The sequence below is a fragment of the Kamptonema animale CS-326 genome (assembly GCF_028330895.1).
GTDB classification, from domain to species: domain Bacteria; phylum Cyanobacteriota; class Cyanobacteriia; order Cyanobacteriales; family Microcoleaceae; genus Kamptonema; species Kamptonema formosum.
In genome coordinates this window covers 21,726-36,054 of the sequence record NZ_JAQMUA010000214.1, presented here as the reverse complement: position 1 = coordinate 36,054, position 14,329 = coordinate 21,726, and the positions used below count along the sequence as shown (strand labels likewise).

At 41.0% G+C, this 14,329-nt stretch carries 9 protein-coding genes; 3 read left to right on the top strand and 6 right to left on the bottom strand.

Translation table 11 applies throughout. The annotated features are described in order from the left end of the window. Positions 1–201: hypothetical protein (locus tag PN499_RS12380; protein ID WP_272032227.1), on the top strand; the 201-nt coding region annotated here is incomplete at its 5' end. A gap of 27 nt (positions 202–228) precedes the next feature. On the opposite strand, the gene PN499_RS12375 is transcribed toward PN499_RS12380, so the two are convergent. The 6 genes from PN499_RS12375 to PN499_RS12350 all read right to left on the bottom strand — a co-directional run bounded on the left by PN499_RS12375 (position 229) and on the right by PN499_RS12350 (position 7,056). Then, positions 229–870 carry a restriction endonuclease subunit R gene (locus tag PN499_RS12375; protein ID WP_272032226.1) on the bottom strand — a complete coding sequence of 214 codons (642 nt, stop codon included), beginning with the start codon at positions 868–870 and terminating at the stop codon, positions 229–231. Between the two features lie 5 nt (positions 871–875). Continuing rightward, positions 876–2,867: a DNA sulfur modification protein DndD gene (gene dndD / locus PN499_RS12370; protein WP_272032225.1), complete on the bottom strand. Its 1,992-nt coding sequence runs from the start codon at positions 2,865–2,867 to the stop codon at positions 876–878. A 122-nt stretch (positions 2,868–2,989) separates the two neighbouring features. Beyond that, on the bottom strand, positions 2,990–4,678 hold the full coding sequence (gene dndC, locus PN499_RS12365) for a DNA phosphorothioation system sulfurtransferase DndC (protein ID WP_272032224.1): 1,689 nt from the start codon (positions 4,676–4,678) through the stop codon (positions 2,990–2,992). A gap of 18 nt (positions 4,679–4,696) precedes the next feature. Next, the gene (locus tag PN499_RS12360; protein WP_272032223.1) at positions 4,697–5,674 is read right to left on the bottom strand and encodes an HNH endonuclease; all 978 of its coding nucleotides are present in this window, start codon (positions 5,672–5,674) and stop codon (positions 4,697–4,699) included. A gap of 107 nt (positions 5,675–5,781) precedes the next feature. After that, positions 5,782–6,822 carry a DNA sulfur modification protein DndB gene (gene dndB / locus PN499_RS12355; RefSeq protein ID WP_272032222.1) on the bottom strand — a complete coding sequence of 347 codons (1,041 nt, stop codon included), beginning with the start codon at positions 6,820–6,822 and terminating at the stop codon, positions 5,782–5,784. A gap of 105 nt (positions 6,823–6,927) precedes the next feature. Then, complete coding sequence (locus PN499_RS12350) at positions 6,928–7,056, bottom strand: hypothetical protein (protein WP_272032221.1); 129 nt, start codon at positions 7,054–7,056, stop codon at positions 6,928–6,930. Positions 7,057–7,197: 141 nt separating this feature from the next. Here PN499_RS12350 and PN499_RS12345 point away from each other — a divergent pair, with 141 nt between their 5' ends. After that, the gene (locus PN499_RS12345; protein WP_272032220.1) at positions 7,198–8,793 is read left to right on the top strand and encodes a DGQHR domain-containing protein; all 1,596 of its coding nucleotides are present in this window, start codon (positions 7,198–7,200) and stop codon (positions 8,791–8,793) included. A gap of 191 nt (positions 8,794–8,984) precedes the next feature. Beyond that, on the top strand, positions 8,985–14,321 hold the full coding sequence (locus tag PN499_RS12340; RefSeq protein WP_272032219.1) for an AAA family ATPase: 5,337 nt from the start codon (positions 8,985–8,987) through the stop codon (positions 14,319–14,321). Positions 14,322–14,329: the final 8 nt, after the last annotated feature.

The following is a 14,329-nucleotide window of genomic DNA, read 5'->3' as shown; positions in this document are numbered from 1 at the left end:
GGAAGAAGGAAGGAGGAAGAAGGAAGAAGGAGGAAGAAGGAAGGAGGAAGAAGGAAGAAGGAGGAAGAAGGAGGAAGGAGGAAGGAAGAAAAAATAATACCAAACCCGATTTATTACCTTTTATTTTCCTCATCTTACCTCTGCGTCCTTTGCGCCTTTGCGGTTCGTCAAAAAAGAATAACTAACCCAGACTTATTATAAATCAAGGTTTCAGCAATTAAAAATTTCCTAACATTCTGCTGAAGATATTACTAATTGACTTAGGCGTTTCATAATTCTAAGAACAGCGTACAAGTCATTGCCAGGATTACGGATTCCAAACATCCTAGATAAAGCATATAGGGGGACTTTTGCCTTCACCAATTTAACAAAAATAAAAGTGCCACCTGCATTAATCAAACCATAGCTAGGTTGATTTGGATGAGGATTACCTAACATATAAGCCAGGATTTGTGCAAGACCAGCCTCAATAGAAAACTCGTCTTTTTTGGACTCAATCACCATTACCCAGAATTGGTCTTTTAATACCAAAGTATCCATATTGCCCCGAATGATTGTTCCCTTATCCTCGCTGACAATTTCTACAGATTTTTCCGCCTTAACGTAAAACGGGGCTAGGTAAAAATCACCGATAAAAAGCATCGGGTCAAGTACAGCCATGCGGATGACATTTTCTAGTAAAGGTGGGTAATTTAGCAAGTTAATATAACCTGCTTTTACTTTATCAAGAAGTTGCCGATCTAAATCAGTGATTTCGGGAAGGTCATCTTGCCACTCGCGGAAAAATCCCTCATCTTGAACTAACTGAATGCCAAACTTATCAATGAGGTCGCGAAGATTGACGGCTTGTGCTTGTAGGGTTTGTACCATATATTTTACCAAAAGTAACTATTTTCTTCAATAATTGTTTGCTGTTTGGTAGAATCATATTTTAGCAGATAAGTGTGCGCGATCGCATCCAATTTCTTCAGTTGTTCATATTCAGTTTTAGCAATTTCCGTGTCAGTGGATAAAAGAATCACTTGATGGCTAGCAGAGGGGAAATATTTCTCAATTAAATTGTTACGGTGAGAAGAATCAAGACGACCGAGAGGCGTATCAATGGCAATCGGTAAATGGCGACCGGATACTCTCGCGAGTCCCCATAAAAAGGCGATAGCTAAGAGTTGTTTTTCCCCCGCAGAAAGACGATGTTTCGGAACCAGCGTACCTTGCGAGTCGTAAATAGATAAGGCAAAAGTTTGGGTATCAATAGCCACTCGATGTACTAGGTCGGATTTGTGGAGAAGATAGCGGAAACATTCAGTAATTTCTACTTCTAATTTATTGAGTTTTTTGAGGGTTAGTTTCTCCTTAAAAAGTTTAAGCGTGTGTTGTGCTTTAGCGATGGAAGCGAGAGTATGTTGGTTATTTCTGTGTTTGAGGTAGTCTTGGCTATATTCTTCTAATTCCTTGTGGGTTTTGGCAATTTCTCTGTCAATTTCAGAGACTTTGCGGTTAGCAAGTTCCCAAGCTGCTTGGGCGTTAGCAACTTGTTTTTGGGCCTCTCTGACGGCGGTTTCTAACTTTTCGTAGGCTTCCGGCGATGCGGCTTTATCGAGTTGGCGTTCGACTACATCTATCTCGCTTTCAGCGGACTTTAGTTCTTTAATTTTTTCGATGGCAATAGCTTGATTAGCTTTGATTTCATAGGCTAAGATAGTTTCAAGTTGGGCGATAGCTTCGACTGTAGCATCTAACCAAGGTTCGCCACTTTCAGCTAATTGCGTAAAGTCGGCATCTTCTTGTTCGATGAAGGTTTGGATATCTTGCAACTGTTTGGGTTTTAAAGATAGTTGTGTGAGGTATTTAAGGAGGCGTTCGCTTCTCTGTTCTACGGCTGTTTTAGCAATTTTTGCCTGAAATTGGTTGGCCTCCATTTCAGCTTGAATTTTGGCTTGTTCGAGGAGAGGAGAAATCAAGGCTAACGGGAGGAAGCCAGCCGATAATTGTACCATTGTTTGACGCTGGGTTTCTGCTTGTTTTTTCCAATCGTTTAATTGTTGGTCGAGGTAGCTGCGTTCGCCTGCTATTTTTCCACCTTCTGAAATAAAGCGGTTGCTGGCTTGGTCTGACTCTTTTTTAGCTTGTTCTACTTGGTTTTGACTGCTGGTAATTTCGTCTTTTGCCTTGTCTTTTTCCTTGAGTAGTTTCTCAAAGGTTGCTTCAATTTTATCGAGAGTATCTTTGTCTTTTGCGCCGGCTATTTCCTTGCGTTTGCGGCCGGCAAAAATATCTAAGTCAACGGATAAGCGTTCGGCGAGTTCTAAACCTAATAGACTTTTAATTGCGCCGACGACAAAATCCGGCGGTGTTTCCATTTCTGCGAGTTCTTTAACTTGTTCGCCGTCGAAGAGGAAAAGGTTAGAAATACCCAAGGGAAGTAGGGTTTCAATGTATTCGTCCCAGGTGGAGGCGATGGCTTTGTCCGGCCACCATTCATGGTGTCCGTCATAAACAAGAATACCTAATGTATCTTTGGTGTCTTGTTTTTCCCAATAGCGGACAATTTTGTATTGAGTTAAACGGTCATCTAAGACGTGCTCAAAGGCTAATTCAATGCGCGTTTTTTCGGTGGGGGGAGTGTGGCGGTTAGCGCATTGAGTGAGGAAGTCATTGTAACTTAAATTGCCGCGTGTCGAACATTGGGCTCTGTTACCATAAAGGCAGAGGCGAATGGCATCCATAAGGGTAGTTTTACCGCCGCCATTCATGCCGCCGAAGAGGATAATGGGGCGGGTTTCTTCGTCTATTTGGGGGCGGAGATTGATGACTTGTTTGCCTTGGTAGGGGCCGAAGTTTTCTAGGCTGAGTTCGAGGAAAATCATTTTGGAAATGTGGTTAATTTGTGTTGCTAATTTGCCAGTTTGCCAGGTTTGCCAGGGGTTTTAACCCCCGACAGGCTGCTATTGAGTCGGGTATAAATTCCCTGGCAAACTTTTGCGGTAATTCATTCCTCAATGGGGTTTTCGTTGATGAGATTTAAGAGGGGAAATTTCATGTCTCCCCATGATAATTGCTTGTTTTTGTCGCCTTTGTTTTCACTGATTTCTTTGATGTTTTTGGGATTGCTATCTGGAAATTTTTCAGGGTCTTCAATGGTAGCTATGGCCTCTCGAATTTGATAGATTTCATGGGGATCGTCTTTAACTGTTTCGAGGGCAGTTTTTACTTGACGTTGGTAGTGGGCATTATCGATGGCTTCTTCTTTGATTCGCGAACTGGTATCAAAGCATTTGTCGATATCAATGAAGATACCGGTTCGGCGGGGTTTGGTGTAGTATTGGCGTTCGGTGTTGAGGAGTTTTGACATTAATTCTAAGTGCATTGTGTCGTTTTCGCAGATAGTTTGAAGTACGTCCCATTCGTCATTTCCTAGTAGTTTTCTTTCGTCAAAGGGGCGAGTATCTTCAAAGGGTTCGTCGGTAACTTCTTCGTAAATTTTGGGTAGGCTGTCGTCAAATTCGTGTTTTTCTTCTAGCCATATTCGGCGAATTTCGCTGAGTTCTTCTGGGGTAATGAGGGTGATTTCTCCCATTTCTGGGGGGGCGGTTTTACGAGTGAGGGTTTGTGCTTCTAAGACTCGTCTTAACCAATGTTCCCGCCAGTATTTTGTATAAGGGCCAGGGATATTTTGAACTGAGGTTTTTCCTTCACCCATGTTGCGTTCAAATAGTTCGACTCTGCCATAAATTCGGCGAAAGTCTCGCTTATCGCGGTCATCCTCAATATCTAATTCATTACGTATATCAAGGAGAGGCTGCATCCATTCTTTTTCTTCATCATTTAGAATCATCGCCTCCATTGATTTATCTTGACTAACAATCGTACAAACCCAGCAACCAAAGCGAGAATCGCCACAGCTAGGAGTAGAAGTATCAATAACTAAAGGGCATTCATTATCTGCTGTTGCACCTCTATACATTGTAAGTAAATCTTTGTTATTATTACCCCAAGGATTCTCCCACTGCATTAGATATAGCCAAACTTCATCAGTTCGCCAATCTTCGATAGGTAGGTAAATGTAAGAATTAGGGCGGCTAGGGTTAGCATTCAAGCGATCGCTAACTCGCCACTCTCTATGTCTAGCCATATTTGCAGCCCGTTTAACACTTTCAGCTTTACGAGTTCCTAAAACCAGAATTACTTCGCCACTTGTTCTAATGATTTCACGAATAAAAGAACCTGTTGGCTGAATTTTTAAGCGTTCAGTACACCATCTGAATCGGTTCCTCGGTGATGGATAGCCTTTACCTATTAAACAAACCCAAAAAGTCTCCTGAACTGCTGGATGAGTCAAATGAGTTTTAATTGGCATCTGCTGTTCTATAGCAGCTTTTTTCATGTGTTCTAGGGATTTACGAACCCAAGCAGAAACTATAGGATTTTCGACTAGCGTATCGTTAGTAATTACATGAATTGTTTTCGTTCGTTTTTCTGGTTCTAAAGCTGCAATCGCATACCACACAATTTGTAGCACACTTGTACTATCTTTGCCACCAGACCAGCCAATTACAAATGGGATTTCATCTTGACAATATAAATCTTGAATTTCTTTAGTCAAAATTGTAATATCTTCTAACAAATCTTCGACTGTACGTTGGGGAAAAATTGATAGCTGTTCTACTTGTTGAGTCATATTAAAACCTCGCACTAATTAAGCTTTAAATACATTTTTGCGATGCCATTGTATCGCTTCAATTCTAGGGAAATATTGTTCAGTAGTCGGCAATAAAATAAATTCTCCCTGAAACTCTTTCATTGATCGATTGTAGGGGGATTCCTCCTCTAAATCACTAGCTACAATGATTTTATACTGATTGTCAATAGTAAACCAGCCTTTATCAAAAGCCCAATGATGATTTTTACATAGTGAAAGCCCATTGTTAACTTGACTATCATAAAATTCCGAGAATGGTTTTATGTGGGCCCCATCTACAATACTTTGTTTAAGCGTTCTAGTAACCTTCAATCGACAGAAAGCACATCTATAATCATAGAGATGCACAATACTTTTACGAAAAAAAGCCTCTCTAACAAACGATTTTCTTAAATAAATCTTAGGTTGTTGTGTTGCATTAGGTGATTCTAAATTTTCTAATTCGTCTAAACTAGAATTTTGTAAAGACTGATTAATATTTAAGATGTCATCTAGCTGTTTTTGGCTTGATGAAAACCAAGCTGTAATTAAGGTGTCAATCAACTCTTTTCTTGCGTCTGCATCTTTCAAAAAATAAAATAATTCCTCATCTATTTTTGCACGATCAACAGCTTGTTTTAAAGTGTTGATTGTTTGAGGGCGACCACCATCATATTGTTCACTAAACTTGAGATACCAAAACTTAGGCTTCCTATTTTTTAAGTGGAAAAATGGCAAAGCAAAATCACTGCTTTCAAACGGGTCTGAGGTCAGGAGATACCAATATTTTTTGAAAGTGTTAATTAATTCATCTGAGATAGGGATCAAATTATCTTGGATTAAACCTTGTGCTATTAAATCAATAACAGATAGAAGCAATACTGGCTGGTTTAAAGCTTCTCCTCCTTGCTTTTGATTTTTATATACCTTGATTTGAGAAAAGCACTCAGAATAGTATGCTAAATTTTTGTTTGTTGGCTGTTGCCCTGTACTCATTTACTTCCTTTCTGATAAATTATAAGAATTAGAAAGAGTCATTAGATAAGGTAGCAGAGAGAGTAATCTGTTTTGAATAACAAACACAAATTAACATCTTAGATTAATCATACTACCAAACCCAACCTCCTCTGCAAATAACCCCTCATCCAACCCAAACTAACCTTAGACTTAGAAACCCCACCCTTACAAAGAATATGACCTTGCCAATCAGGATTAGAAATCGACCAATCAACCTCTTGTAAACCGCCCAAACATTCCCGCCAATGATCGGGATCGATATCCAATAAATCCGCCCCAATATTAGCCAAACTTGAGAGCACGAGCCCATGACAATGCACATAATCTTGCCGTACTTTCGCGGCTGTCAATCGCCCCCGCAAAACTAACTCCCACTCAGCCATCAAACCACAAATAACATTCCAAAAATCCGCCGCCAATTCCACCTGCTTTTCTATTCCCCAGTCCGCATAATTAACCAATAAACTCAGAGTAGCATGAGAAATGCTACTAAGTGTAAAAAGTTTATCAGATTTTGTCGATAACGTCCCCTTTTCCATCTCAGTTAAACACCGAAAAACCTCAACTCGCTGGACAACTGCCTTCACCAAATTTGCCTTAACCTCCCGATGTTCGTAAAGAATATCTAAAGAAGCATCTATCGGCACTTGAAAGCGGTTAAAATCAGCAAACATTTGCTGCGATCGCTCTAATCCCAAATCCAAGTATAAAATCAAAGCTATCGTTTCATAACCCAACTCAGGATTTTCTTTCAATGCCATTTGATAAGCGACCCGCCGATGTTGCCCATCGTTAATAGTAAAAGTAGCATCCATTGGCACGCGCAACCTTCCAATTTTGCGGCTTTCTGCCTCATTTCCTAGAGGCTCAAAAGTAATCTTAGCATCAATCGAAGCCGCGATCGCACCTAAAGTATAATTTTCAGGATTGTTGATAATATATTTAGCAATTTCTGGGATGCGACTGCGGTTTAAGCAGCGATTTGACCGCTTTTCTGGCGCTAATTCTTCCCCTTGAATGGGGAATAATTTTGGCAGTAACCTTACCGGACACATCGAGACATAATACTCTCGCCCCGCTTGAATTCCCCGGATAACAGGTAAGATGTATTCAAAGGAAGAAATCATGGGAAATTACAGATAAAAACGAATGGTTAAAAACGAATTTCTAGTAACTACTTTACTGGCTTAGTTAAAAATATAAACGATTAAAGTTGTTACTACAAACTTTAATTATTGCCGTTTGTAGATGATTGGTCTTGTCGGTTTCAAATCATCAATACGAAACATTTGCGCTAATTCCTCCCCAAAATTGTTAGCAAAACAACAATTTGCCTTGCCAACCTCTTGAAGACTTGACATACTTACATAGATATGGTAAGCAAAGCGCTATTATTCCCGTAAATATAGTATTGCACAATTTTTTTTAAAAACCATACTTTACAAAAAAAAATATATATGTTATTTTTCTAAAATCTTATAAAATCCCCAAAAACCTTAACCATGACCAGCGCCCCCGATTCGACTGCTGACCTTGCTAGCCAAATTCTCGAACAGGAGAAACGGGAAAGAGACGCGATCGCCTTCCTGCTTGACAAATACCTCGGCCGCGACGATCGCCTCCTCGTCCAAAAAACCCAAATGGGGAGCACCGAAGCCTACGTCGGTTCCGTCACCCTCGAATGGCTAGACAGCAAAGTTCGCTTCGCCGCGCAACTCCCCCTATTTCGCCAAAAATTCGACCCCCAAACTAACAACGTCATCCGCGACGAAGAAACAATCGATGAAATCCAACAAAGGCCTCTCGACTGGTCGCGCCAAGGATCTTTAGCCCAATACCTTGCGGCCCGCAAAACGCACAAATTCCCCGCCGTTTTAGTCGTTCAAAGTCTCCCTTGGGTAGACGATCCCAAAGCCCCAGAATGGGATGAAAACGGTCGTGCCCGTAAGTCTTCCGCTGACTTTTTAGCCATTGATAAAAACGAAACAGTCGGATTTTTAAACATCAAAGATGTCTCAGTTTTTGCCCTTGATGGTCAACACCGATTAATGGGAATTCAAGGCTTAATGAGTCTAATAAAAACTGGTCGTCTTCAGCCTTTTAACAAATATAAAAAACCTGTGGGTCAAGCGATTACTGTTGATGACTTAATCGAAGAATATCAAATCGATCTCACCTATTTACAAGGTCTAGCCCAAGAAAAAATCGGCATTGAATTCATTCCTGCTGTTGTCAAAGGAGAAACCCACCAAGAGGCAAGATGGAGAGTGCGGTCTATCTTTGTTCACGTCAATTTAATGGCAGTAAAATTAAGCCAAGGACAACTCGCACTCCTCAATGAAGATGATGGATTTTCTATTGTTGCCCGTAAAATTGCCGTTACCCACCCGCTATTAAAAGAAGTCGAAGGTCGCAATCCTCGCGTTAATTGGGATAGCGCAACTGTGGCTGCTAAATCAACAGTTTTAACTACATTACAAGCATTACAAGATATGTCAGAACGCTATCTGCGGTATAAGTTTCCTCACTGGAAACCCTCAGATAAAGGATTAATTGCTATGCGACCAGATGATGAGGAGTTAGAAGCAGGAATTAAGGAATTTAATCTATTTTTTGATGGCTTAGCGAGTTTGCCAAGTTATTGTGAATTAGATAATGGGTTAGGAACGTTAGAAATGCGGCGTTTTAGCTTTGAAAAACCGGGGGGAGATGGGAATATTTTATTCCGTCCTGTCGGTCAAGTTGCCCTAGCTCAGGCATTGGGAAATTTAGTATTTAGAAAGAAATTGTCTCTTAAAGAAATCTTCCACAAACTGCGGAGATATGACACTGATGGCGGGTTTAGCCACATGGATTTTCCAGAGTCACTGTGGTATGGAATTTTGTACGATCCCAATAAGAAACGAGTGTTAGTTTCGGGAAAAGATTTGGCGGCAAAATTGATTATTTATCTGTTAGGAGGAGTGACGGATGATATGGAAAAAGCGGAATTGCGGCAGGCAGTAGCGGCGGCGAGGACTGTAGAAGATCGGGCTGTTAATTTTAATGGTAAGTTTGTGAAACCGAGGGAGGTTGGGTTGCCGGCGATTTTGACTTAAAGTATGAACAGATCGCCCAGCAGCGGTTTAAACCCTGTCCAATAGCTTAAATCAGTTAAAAAGAATCTGTTTGACTTTTTACCGAAGAAAGAACAGCGACAGCTTGAATTTTAGCTCCGCTGCTGTTAGCGTATCAATAGCACAAAGCGGGGAACATCTCGCTCAACGAGCGCACCAATTTAACTTAACTTATGATCGCCCTTCCCGGCTACGAAATCCTCACGCTAATCTACGAAAGTACCAACTCCCTCGTCTATCGAGGCATCCGCTTACAAGATAGTCAACCCATCATCGCCAAGATTCTGAAACAAGACTATCCTACTCCGCAAGAACTTACCAGGTATAAACAGGAATATGAAATCACCAGCAACCTGAATTTAGATAGCACTGTCAAAGCTTATAGTTTAGAAACATATCAAAATACTATCGCGATTGTCTTAGAGGATTTTGGCGGTAAATCCTTGAGAATGCTAGTGTCAGAGCAAAAATTTACATTATCAGAATTTCTTGAAATCGCCATTCAAGTAGCTGAAAGCTTAGGTCAAATTCACGCTGCAAATGTCATTCATAAAGATATTAACCCTGCCAATATTGTTTTTAACCCTGTCACTAGACAGCTCAAAATCATCGACTTTGGCATCTCCACAGTTTTATCGCGGGAAAACCCCGCGCTCAAAAGTCTTAACATCATAGAAGGTACTCTTGCCTATATGTCGCCAGAGCAAACTGGCAGAATGAACCGCTCCCTAGACTACCGAACTGATTTTTATTCCCTCGGCGCAACCTTTTATGAATTGCTCGCCCACGAACTGCCTTTTAATACTGAAGATCCGCTAGAGTTAGTTCACTCCCACCTCGCGCAATTGCCCGTACCTCTGTGCAAAATCAATCCCGAAATTCCGCAAGTAGTTTCAGAGATAGTGATGAAATTGTTAGCGAAAAATGCGGAAGATAGATATCAAAGTGCTTGGGGAATTAAAGCCGATTTAGAAGAATGTTGGCAACAATTGCGATCGCAACAAGTTATAGCAGTATTTTCCCTCGGCAGGCAAGATATTTGCGATAAGTTTCAGATTCCGCAAAAACTCTATGGCAGAAGCGCGGAAGTTGAGTCTTTACTAACAGCATTTGAGCGAGTCAGTAGAGGTAATAGCGAGTTGATGCTAGTAACGGGTTATTCCGGCATCGGCAAATCAGCTCTCGTGCAGGAAATTTATAAACCAATTACCCGGCAAAAAGGTTATTTCATTTCGGGCAAATTTGACCAGTTTCAGCGCAATATTCCCTACGCTGCTGCCATTAAAGCTTTTCAAGAATTAATCCGGCAACTGTTAACCGAAACTGAGGCTCAGATCGAGCAGTGGCGAAACAACATATTAGCTGCGATCGCGCCTATAGGTCAAGTAATTATTGATGTAATTCCTGAAGTAGAATTAATTATTGGTTCGCAGCCAAAACTATCAGAATTAGAGCCAACAGAAGCTTACAATCGCTTTAATTTAGCATTTCAGAAATTCATCGGTGTATTTGCTAAATCAGAACATCCCCTAGCAATTTTCCTAGATGATTTGCAATGGGCAGATGCCCCTTCTCTGCAATTGATACAACTGCTAGTAACTGCACCTGATAGTAAATACCTATTTTTAATTGGTGCGTACCGAGATAACGAAGTCAGCGCGGCGCATCCGTTAATGCTAATGCTGAATGAGAGCCAAAAAGCAGGCGCGATCGTTAATACTATCTCGCTTTCCCCTTTAGAATTATCTGCTGCTACCCAGTTAATTGCAGATGCTCTTAACTGCAATTCGGAGAAGGTAATCTCCCTAGCAGAATTAGTGCTAGCAAAAACTGGTGGCAATCCATTTTTTATAAACGAATTTCTAAAGTCACTTTATGCCGAAAAGTTTTTAACTTTTAACTACACATCCCTGGTAAAAGGGGAAGAAAAAGAGGGATGGCAGTGGAATTTAGAACAAATTAAAAGACGCGATTTTACTGATAATGTCGTAGAGTTAATGGCAAGCAAAATCCAAAACTTGCCAGCAGATACGCAACAAATTTTGCAATTAGCAGCCTGTATAGGCAATCGTTTTGAACTAAAAGCTCTGACTACTATTAGCGAAAAACAAGAGCGAGAAACAGCACTAAAATTGCGCGAAGCAGTAGCAGAAAATCTAGTTTTTCCTCTCGATGATACCTATAAAATAATAGAGCTAGACGCGCAGTTAGGGGATGAAGTCAAAGTCGAGTACAAATTTGCACACGATCGCATTCAACAAGCAGCCTACTCCCTAATTCCCGCAGAAAAAAAGGGAGCCGTACACTGGCAAATAGGGCAACTGTTACTGAGAAATGTACCCCCCTCGGAACAGCAGCAAAAAATCTTTGATATCGTTAACCAACTGAATTTAGGGCGAGAACTAATTAACAGCCAGCAACAGAAATACGAACTAGCTCAATTAAACCTCACGGCTGGTAAAAAAGCTAAAGCGTCCGCAGCATATCAGCCTGCGTTTAATTACCTCCAAACTGGTATAGAATTGTTGAATTTTGATAGCTGGCAGACAGAGTATGATTTAGCGTTAGAGCTACATATAGAAGCATCAGAAACAGCTTATCTCAGCACCCACTTTGAAGAAATGGAAAATTTAGCGCAAGTGGTGCTGCAACAAAGTAGAACGCTGTTAGATAAAGTGCAAGTTTATGAAGTAAAAATCGAAGCTTGCAAAGCAGAAGGCAAGCCGCAAGAAGCAATCGATATCGGGCTGGAAGTGCTGAAGCTTTTGGGGATAACGTTTCCACAAAATCCGAATCAATCTCATATTCGGCGAGGATTGGCAGAAGCAAAGTTAGCGATAGGTTCTAAGCGAATTGAAGACTTAATCGATCTGCCACAAATGACAGATCAAATCAATTTGACAGCAATACGTATCCTGTCGAGATTATTTACTCCTGCCTATAACGCTGCTCCGGCAATGGTGCCTTTAATAGTATCTAAACAAGTCTATTTATCGGTAGAATATGGTAACACTTCTAGTTCATGCTTTGCTTATGCTGTTTATGGGATGGTTTTGAGCGGGATATCGGCAGATGCGGAACTTGGCTATCAATTTGGTCAATTAGCATTAAGTTTATTGTCGCACTTCAATGCTAAAGAATTTAAAGCTAAGACATTAGTAGTGGTTAATTTTGCCGTCAAGCATTGGAAACAGCATCTCAAAGAAACTTTAAAACCTTTCGTGGAAGCTTATTCTACTGGGTTGGAAATGGGAGATTTAGAATATACTGGAGCTGCGGCAGGAGATTATGGCTGTTATGGTTTTCTGGCAGGTAAAGAACTAGCAGAGCTAGAGACAGAAATGGCTGCGTACAGCGGTGTCTTGACTCAAATCAGGCAAGAAAGATTTGCCAATATTTCAGAACTTTTCCGGCAGGCAGTTTTGAACTTGATTGGAGAAGTTAAAAATCCGTGTCAACTCATCGGTGTTGCCTATAATGAAGAAGTTATGCTGCCGTTGCACTCTTCCGCTAATGATATTACTACAATTGGCTGCTTGCATTTTTTCAAGCTTAACTTATGCTATCTATTTGGGGAGTACGATCGCGCTATTCAAAACGCAGAAAATGTGGAAAAAATCATGGGAGGAATAGCTGGGTCGGCGATTGTTCCTGTATTTTATTTGTATGATTCTTTAGCAAGAATTGCGGTGGATGATGGCGCTCAGAATTCCGAGGTAAGAAAGCAGATAGTTAGCAGAATTAGAGCTAACCAGAAAAAGATGAAGAAATGGGCAGACAAAGCTCCTATGAACTATTTGCATAAGTTTTATCTAGTAGAGGCAGAATTGCAGCGCATTCTTGGCAAAGATGCTAAAGCAATGGATTTGTACGATCGCGCTATTGATTTAGCTAAAGAAAATGGATACATTAATGAAGAGGCGATCGCGCAGGAACTAGCGGCTAAATTTTACTTAGTAAAAGGCAAAATTAAAATTGCTCAATCCTATATGCTAGATGCCCGCTATTGCTACCTGAGATGGGGTGCAAACCGTAAAGTCAAGCATTTAGATGAAACCTATCCCCAGTTGCTTGCGGCTCCCATCAAATCGGGAATTACAACAACAAAAATTACTGCTTCAAGGACAAGTAGTGGTTCAGATTCAAATTTGGATTTGGCTTCTGTGGTGAAAGCATCGCAAGCGATCGCGGGAGAAATTGTTCTAGAGAATTTATTGGCTAAATTGATGAAAATAGCCATAGAAAATGCTGGAGCGCAAAAAGGCTTTCTCCTGCTGCCAAATAGCGAACAGCCGGGGATTCCGGTATGGCGGATTGAAGCTGCAAAAGTTGGCGATCGCGATGTAGAGGTCTTGCAATCAATTCCTCTCGAAACTTATCAAAACCTACCCGTTTCGATGATAAATTATGTCGCCCGATCGCAGTCGGATGTCGTTTTAAGCGATGCTGTCATTGAGGGAATATTTACCACAGATGCTTATATTAGCTTGAATCATCCCAAGTCGGTCTTGTGTGCGCCGATTGTCAATCAAGGCAAACTTGCAGGCATATTCTACCTAGAAAACAATCTAACCACAGGCGCATTTACACCCGATCGGTTGGAAGTTTTAAGAATCCTTTCTTCTCAGGCAGCAATTTCTATTGAAAATGCTATTTTATATCGAACTCTCGAACAAAAAGTAGAGAATCGCACGGCTCAATTAGCTCAGGCAAATCAGGAAATTACAGCTCTCAATAACCGTCTGAAAGCTGATAACATACGTATGACAGCCGAGCTAGACGTGACGCGACGCTTGCAGCAAATGTTGCTGCCTAAAAATGAAGAGCTACAAGCGATAGACGGGTTAGATATTGCGGGATTTATGGAACCTGCCGACGAAGTGGGAGGCGACTATTACGACGTGCTAAAAAGTGGCGATCGCGTCAAAATTGGTATTGGTGATGTGACTGGGCATGGGTTAGAAAGTGGGGTTTTGATGATTATGGCACAAACAGCCGTGAGAACATTACTAGAAGGCAATTTTACAGAGCCAAAGCAATTTTTGGATATTATCAACCGGACAATTTATAATAACGCCCAGCGCATGAATTGCGATAAAAATATGACGCTAGCAATTCTTGACTACTCTAACGGCGGGTTCAGATTAAGCGGCCAACACGAAGAAGTAATTGTGGTGCGATCGGGCGGGGAGGTAGAGCTAATTGACACCGAGGAATTAGGGTTTCCCATAGCTTTAGTAGAAGACATTGCGGATTTTGTTAGTTCCACTGAAGTGCAGTTAAATCCTGGTGATGTGGCGGTACTATATACTGACGGGATTACGGAAGCTATCGATGTTAATAACGTGCAGTATGGTTTAGAGCGGCTGATGGAAATAATCCGGCTAAATTATTCACGCTCTGCTAATGAAATTAGGGTGGCTGTTGTTGATGATGTGAAACGACATATAGGGGAACAAAAGGTTTACGATGATATCACTTTAGTGGTACTAAAACAAAAATCGGTATAGTAGCGATC

Bases quoted from the DNA above. Each gene is read 5' to 3' on its own strand.
- dndC (WP_272032224.1), bottom strand. From the start codon at position 4,678: ATGACTCAACAAGTAGAACAGCTATCAATTTTTCCCCAACGTACAGTC.
- dndD (WP_272032225.1), bottom strand. From the start codon at position 2,867: ATGATTTTCCTCGAACTCAGCCTAGAAAACTTCGGCCCCTACCAAGGC.
- PN499_RS12360 (WP_272032223.1), bottom strand. From the start codon at position 5,674: ATGAGTACAGGGCAACAGCCAACAAACAAAAATTTAGCATACTATTCT.
- PN499_RS12345 (WP_272032220.1), top strand. From the start codon at position 7,198: ATGACCAGCGCCCCCGATTCGACTGCTGACCTTGCTAGCCAAATTCTC.
- PN499_RS12350 (WP_272032221.1), bottom strand. From the start codon at position 7,056: ATGTCAAGTCTTCAAGAGGTTGGCAAGGCAAATTGTTGTTTTGCTAAC.
- PN499_RS12340 (WP_272032219.1), top strand. From the start codon at position 8,985: ATGATCGCCCTTCCCGGCTACGAAATCCTCACGCTAATCTACGAAAGT.
- PN499_RS12375 (WP_272032226.1), bottom strand. From the start codon at position 870: ATGGTACAAACCCTACAAGCACAAGCCGTCAATCTTCGCGACCTCATT.
- dndB (WP_272032222.1), bottom strand. From the start codon at position 6,822: ATGATTTCTTCCTTTGAATACATCTTACCTGTTATCCGGGGAATTCAA.